The sequence below is a fragment of the Microcoleus sp. Pol8_D6 genome, assembly GCF_036700965.1.
Taxonomy (GTDB): Bacteria; Cyanobacteriota; Cyanobacteriia; order Cyanobacteriales; family Microcoleaceae; genus Microcoleus.
In genome coordinates, this window is the sequence record NZ_JAUBPW010000084.1 from 21750 (window position 1) to 27936 (window position 6187).

General features: G+C 48.1%; 4 protein-coding genes. 2 read left to right on the forward strand and 2 right to left on the reverse strand.

Going from position 1 to position 6187, the window contains the following annotated elements:
• Nucleotides 1–168: 168 nt before the first annotated feature.
• The gene (locus tag QUA10_RS25320) at nucleotides 169–807 is read right to left on the reverse strand and encodes a transaldolase family protein (RefSeq protein WP_333085242.1); all 639 of its coding nucleotides are present in this window, start codon (nucleotides 805–807) and stop codon (nucleotides 169–171) included.
• A gap of 279 nt (nucleotides 808–1086) precedes the next feature.
• Here QUA10_RS25320 and QUA10_RS25325 point away from each other — a divergent pair, with 279 nt between their 5' ends.
• Nucleotides 1087–1311: a hypothetical protein gene (locus QUA10_RS25325; RefSeq protein WP_333085241.1), complete on the forward strand. Its 225-nt coding sequence runs from the start codon at nucleotides 1087–1089 to the stop codon at nucleotides 1309–1311.
• 379 nt (nucleotides 1312–1690) lie between these two features.
• Here the strand turns inward: QUA10_RS25325 and QUA10_RS25330 are convergent, their stop codons facing one another.
• On the reverse strand, nucleotides 1691–2854 hold the full coding sequence (locus QUA10_RS25330) for a quinone-dependent dihydroorotate dehydrogenase (RefSeq protein ID WP_333085240.1): 1164 nt from the start codon (nucleotides 2852–2854) through the stop codon (nucleotides 1691–1693).
• A 230-nt stretch (nucleotides 2855–3084) separates the two neighbouring features.
• Here QUA10_RS25330 and QUA10_RS25335 point away from each other — a divergent pair, with 230 nt between their 5' ends.
• Nucleotides 3085–6006, forward strand: a complete 2922-nt coding sequence (locus QUA10_RS25335) for a GAF domain-containing protein (protein WP_333085238.1) — start codon at nucleotides 3085–3087, stop codon at nucleotides 6004–6006.
• The last annotated feature ends 181 nt before the right edge of the window (nucleotides 6007–6187 follow it).

Genomic DNA, 6187 nt, shown 5'->3' on the forward strand with positions numbered 1-6187 from the left:
TCAATTTCGGTTGCATTAGAATGGTTAAACCGCTCTTGACCCTCTCGACGCAGAGGAATAGAACAGAGGGATGAATAATTCCGATGGTACCGGATTTGACATTATTCAAAATCCAGAGCAATTACCCATTACCAATTCGTAATTTTCAATTTTCACATAAATTTGGTATTATCCAAAAATTCCTCGCCCGTTTTTCGCAAATTCATCCACAGTTTGCTGCGATAATTCATGAACTGCGATCGCCTGCAACACGTCAAAAGGCAATGTCAAATGATGTGCGCCAGCTAACAAAGTTTTTACCGCTTCGTCCGGCGATTTAATGCTAGCTGCCAAAATCTCAGTATTACTTCTGTGCAACACATTTGCCATATCCCGCACTAAGGCAAAACCGTCTCCTAACAATCTGGTGGCGCGATTCACGTAGGCGATCGCATATTTGGCCCCCGCTTCTGCGGAGACAACTGCTTGTGATGCGCTGTAAATAGCTGTCACCGCGCAAGGAATTTCCGGTGACAAATGCGTTACTGCTTGAAAACCAGCCGCCGTTGCTGGAACTTTCAACACTGTTTGCTGTCCAATTAATTCAAAAGCCGCTTTTCCTTCTGCCACCATGCCATCAAAATCAGATGCAGTTAGCTGATAATACACTTCCCCCGGAATAAGTTTTGCCAGTTGTGTGAGCGTCACATCGGGAGCTAAATCGCTTTTTCCCAGGAGGGTTGGATTAGTAGTAATTCCCGAAAGCCAGCCGAACTTGCTCGCCTCTTTTGCTTCGGCTACAATTGCAGTATCGAGATAAATTCCCATCAGCTCTACACCTTTCTTTTCTTAGTTTGTTCTGATTTTTCCCAGGCTTAGTTTCAATTTGATGTTACTGAGCGTCAAATTGATTGTTAAGTATTAACTGTAGCAGATTTGTGAAAACATCGCTAGTAAGTAAAAATAACAATTAAGTGATGGGTATCACGTCAGTTGCTGATTACGATCGCCATGTAAGAAAACTTCGATAGCCAAATGCCGGAAACAAACAATTTATATTTGTAGTATGGGTTATGTATGCAATAACTCAAGGAGGTGACTCATAAAATGAGAGAAAAAGAAAATCATCAGTCACAAGTCAGTCTTGAGGTATCTTGTGACAAAGGGGAGTTTAAAAAACCAGCAGCCACTCAAGACTTGTCAGAAAATGATAATTCTCAAACCGAGTCTCAAGCATTTGAAAATCACGGTGAAGATGGTTTGAAGGCTCTAGCACGCTTAATGATGGTGAGTCTAACTTGGTCGCTGGCAGGACTTTCTAAACCTAAGTAAATTTTTGGGCTATGGGTTATATCGTTTCCGGTTGGATGGGAATGATCAAGTCAAGGTTGCACAATTCCACATTCCCCCACTCCCCACCAACCACTCCCCATCATAAGGAGTGTTACCGGAATTGATATTATTGGTTATTGGTAATCAAGACTGGTATTCTGCCAGAGTGCCATGAATCTTTAAGTTTTAATATCCAATTCCTAATCTCTCGCCTGTGCTTTTTATAGTACAGGCTTGCCCTTTTCCCAATCGGATGGGACTCCATGCCTCATCCCTGGGCTTCGCCCAATTCCCCATATCAAACTTTTATTTATATCAACCGTTTTAGCGGTTGCTATAAATCTGCCCCAAAGACACAATATTGTTGTGTCCGGATCGGCTACTTAATATTTTCCGAACCTACTGCCTCAGAAATCGAATTAAATCCTTTTTCTTCCAACTTTTGCAGTAAACCTTGGAGAATTCGACGCACCATCCAAGGCCCTTCGTAAACCCAACCGGTGTAAACTTGAATTAAACTCGCACCCGCGGCTATTTTTTCCCAAGCATCTTCGGCGGTGAAAATGCCGCCCACTCCAACTATCGGCAATTCGCCTTTTGTATATTGCCAGATAAATCGGATTACTTCTGTCGATCGCTCCCGCACTGGAAGCCCGCTAATTCCCCCGGCTTCTTCGGCGATTGGTTTGCCTGTTTCTCGCAATATTTGTGTTTTCAATCCGTCGCGGCGGATGGTGGTATTTGTGGCGATAATTCCTGCTAGTTGGTAGGTTTTTGCTAAGTCAAGGATTGAGACGATCGCCTCTGGTTCCAAATCCGGCGCAATCTTGACTAAAATTGGCTTGGTTCCCTGATTTTCTTGTTGCAAAATTTCCAAAATTGTGCTTAGTCCAGCAGCATCTTGGAGCGATCGCAACCCAGGCGTATTCGGAGAAGAAACGTTCACTACAAAATAGTCGCCCCAATCTTTCAGCAGCTTAAAACTCTCCAAATAGTCGGCTGCTGCCTGCTCTAACGGTGTTACCTTAGATTTACCGAGATTGATGCCCAAGGGGAACCGAGACTGAGGCATGGGGCGCTGGGCATCGAATTTTGACTGTTTCTGTGCTGCCTGAAACCGGCCTGCCATTGCCGCAGCTCCTTGATTGTTAAATCCCATGCGGTTGAGGGCTGCACTGTCCTGAGTCAAGCGAAACAAGCGAGGTTGAGGGTTTCCCGGCTGCGGCTGACAAGTGACAGTTCCCAGTTCGGCAAAGCCAAAGCCAAAATTTGCCCAAATGTCAGCAGCTACGCCGTTTTTATCAAATCCCGCAGCTAAGCCGACAGGATTGTTAAAGCTCAGTCCCCACAAAGATTGTTCGAGGCGAGAATCTTGGACTCCCAAAGATTTCTGCAATCGAGAGAGCATTTGGCTGGTTGCGGGGTTTGACTGGGTTCTGGCTGCGAGTTCGAGAACTTGGAGAGTGCGGTTGTGCAGCCACTCGGCATCGGTTTTCAATACGGAAAACAACAGCGGGCGTACACTTGATTGATAAATATCCAATGATTTGTACTGGGGCAATTTACAAATTAGAAATGAGAAGGAAAATAAAAATATTCACGAGCAGCCAGCGAAGGCGAAGTTTTTACTTCAACTTCGATCGACTGTATCCAATGTTTGAGATTGAGGCATAAGTGAGACGATTATATTATAAGTTGACTCTTTTGCATTTTATTTTTTTGAATTTTTAAGTTAGTAATTTTAAATTAGACAAGGTGCGGGGAAGCTTGGAAATGGGGCAGCAGCAAAGACCAAAGGATTTAGACGAACAAATCGCGACCCTAGAGCGCGTTCTCCAGACTCTCCGAGAAGAGGAGAATGTGGAAGTGCTACTTTCAACCACTCTCGGTTACTTGCAAACGGAATTTGACTGGGGGTTGATTTGGATCGGGTTGTACGATCGACAGGCCCACAGATTGTTCGGGAAAGGCGGCATAACTCCTAACGGCGACCAGTCTTTTCTCAAACAGCGGTTTGCCCTCAGCCCAGGGGATTTGCTGGAACAAGTGGTGATTCAGCTCCGGCCGGTGGGAGTCCCGGATTTGCGATCGGAAAGTAGAGCCGGAGAATGGCGCAAAGCAGCTCAAACTTTCAATATTCAAGGCACGACTCTGTTTCCGCTCCGCTATAAAGACCGCTGCTACGGCGTGATTTTACTCGGCACAGACGTGTGGGGAGCGTCGCCAAAGTCCGGGGAAAAAACGCAGTTGGCGATCGTATTTGGAGCGCTGGCAACTGCTCTTTACCAAATAGAAAAAGACTGGCAGCGACAACAAGTTAAACACCCAGATGAGTCTCTTTTAGCGCTTATTTCGCAGTTGGGGGAACTGCGAACGCTCGACCAATACTTGCAAGCGGTGGTCGAACAAACTCATGAATTTATCGAGCCGACACGCACCAATGTTTATTGGTTCGAGCGAGAGCGGCGATATTTTTGGCGCCGAGTCAGCAACCGCGAAGTTGCTCCGGGTTTGGGCGGGCCGAGCCGAGCGGCTTCGGGCATCACCGTTCAAGACTTGGGCGAATTTTATCAGGCTTTGGGCAGGGAAGAAATGGTTTGGATCGGTGAATCTCAAAGTTCTCTGAAAACTGAGCTGACGGGGCGGTTGATGCAGCAAATCCGCGCTCGCTCTCTGTTGGCTGCGCCGATTGTTTCAGAAGGGGAATTGTTGGGATTTTTGGCAGTCGAAGCCAGCGAACCCCGGATTTGGCAAGACAATGAAAAGCATTATCTGCGGGGAGTGGCGCAGTTAGTGGCTCTGACGGCTCCTGTGTCGGAAATGGAGGAGAAAATTCAGCAAATTGAGATCGATCGAGATTTAACTGCCGGAATAGCTCACGCCATCTACAGCGACGCTGACTGGGAGGCGACTTTGAAAAATACCGCCGAACAGTTGTGCGAGCGACTCAAATGCGAATACTTTTTGCTGCTGCTGTACGGCGAAGAACAAAATCGCTTTGAAATTGTCTGCCAAAATCTGCCCCGCAACCGCAGGTCAGTGCCGTCGCCACTCAACGCCCTCGATGTGGCTGACGTGGGGCTGTTGCAAGAAAGCGAACCTGTGGCTATTGAAAATTGGGAGGAAGACGGGCGGTTGAGCGCTTGGCGGGATGTGTTGGGGGAAGCTGGGGTGCGATCGCTTTTGGCATCGACCACGAGGGGGAAAAAGAAAGAGGGAGAAAACCCCAATCTAAAATCGAAAATCGCCAATCGAAAATCGATCGAGGGTTTGCTGGTTGTCGGGCACAGTGCAACTCGCACTTGGAGGCGATCTGAGCAAGAATTAGTTGGGCTAGTGGGCCAACAGCTAGGATTGATCCTGCACTCGTGGCAGCAGAGTTCGGCAATCGACAAATATCAGCAATTTGAGCGCTCGCTCAAATCGGGTTTGGCGGTTTTGCACCATTCTCCTGATGAGCAATCTGAGCAAGAGATATCTGCTGCTTCACCGACGATGTTCCCAGAGTTGCCTCTACAAAAGCTCGATCGTAACTTTGCTCAACACGTTTCCGAGACACTTTCCTGTCCTTTAGTAGCCGTAATTACTTGGAATCCCGGTGAGGAGGAAGGTTCAATTGCGACGGCGCTAGCTGCCAATCCCGTATTTGCCCTCAATCCCGAGGCGGTGATTCCTGTCAAAACAGATGTTTTGATCCAACAAACCCTGGCTGCTAGCGGGGTGCTGCAACAGAGCACGAGCCAACTGCAACTGGCGACGAAGCGGTGGCTCCGCAGTCCGGGAATTGGCGAGATTCTGACGGTGGCACTGCGGACGGCCCCAGAACACGCTCTGGCGGGCATTGTGGTGGCTGCAGACGCTCCGGGCCGCCAGTGGTCGGAGTTGTCGGTGAGTTTACTCAGCTCGATGGCGTCTCAGTTGGCTTGGTGGCGCAGGTATTTGGCGGTGCAATCGATCCAGGAGTCGCAGCGATTGGATATGGAGTTGCTCAACTGGTACAAACAGCGCCGTTTTGAGGACTTTTACCGCACTGTGGGAGCGGGGGTGAAGGAGTTGGGGGAGTTGAGTCAGTCGATTTTGCAGTCGGCGAAGGAACAAAAGGATGCTCTGAAAGTTTTGCGCTACCAACAGGTTTTGCGACACATTAGCAATGCTGTGGGGTCAACTCATTTGCTGCTGAAACAGGAACAGTGGCGGCTGCAATTCGGACAAGATGCGGTGCCTGTGAGCGCTTGGCTGAGGCGATCGCTCGATCGAACGGCCCCCCTGGTCAAACAGTCGCAAGTCTTGCTGGAAGTGCACAGAGAAACTGCTGTGTCGATGCCTGCGGGTCAGAGTTTGAGCGTTCGCGGGGACAGCATCAAGCTGGATTTGATCCTGTGCGAATTGCTGGCGACGGCTTGCAGGCGCTCTGCTGTTGGCGCCAAGATTGAGATTCGCTCTGAGTTGTTGGGGGAAGATTTGTTAGAATTGTCTGTGATCGATAGCGGCGCGTGCGATCAACACTTCATTGCAGCCTTCAACGGCGATTCCGAACCCGATATATTAGCGGTTTCTAGTTCCAATAGGTCGATCGTCCAAAATCTCTTAATTTGTCAGCGAGCGGTACGCTTAATGGGGGGAAACTTTTCTATAGAAATGTTAGAAAACAATTTAATTGTGGCTCGTTTAGTGCTGCCCCTAGCCAATTCTTAAAATTCTGTACGGGCGAGTTCACCCTATCTACAATTCACATACTAGGTATTTATAAACCAGCCCCTACCCAACTTCTAGCGGTAAAGTGCTTCAGATCCACCCTACATAGGGTTTGCTGAATAATTGATCGCAGACCACTAGCAGGAGCGATCGATATATTCAAGGTGAGTTAAATATAAGT

Bases quoted from the DNA above. Each gene is read 5' to 3' on its own strand.
- QUA10_RS25325 (WP_333085241.1), top strand. From the start codon at position 1,087: ATGAGAGAAAAAGAAAATCATCAGTCACAAGTCAGTCTTGAGGTATCT.
- QUA10_RS25320 (WP_333085242.1), bottom strand. From the start codon at position 807: ATGGGAATTTATCTCGATACTGCAATTGTAGCCGAAGCAAAAGAGGCG.
- QUA10_RS25335 (WP_333085238.1), top strand. From the start codon at position 3,085: ATGGGGCAGCAGCAAAGACCAAAGGATTTAGACGAACAAATCGCGACC.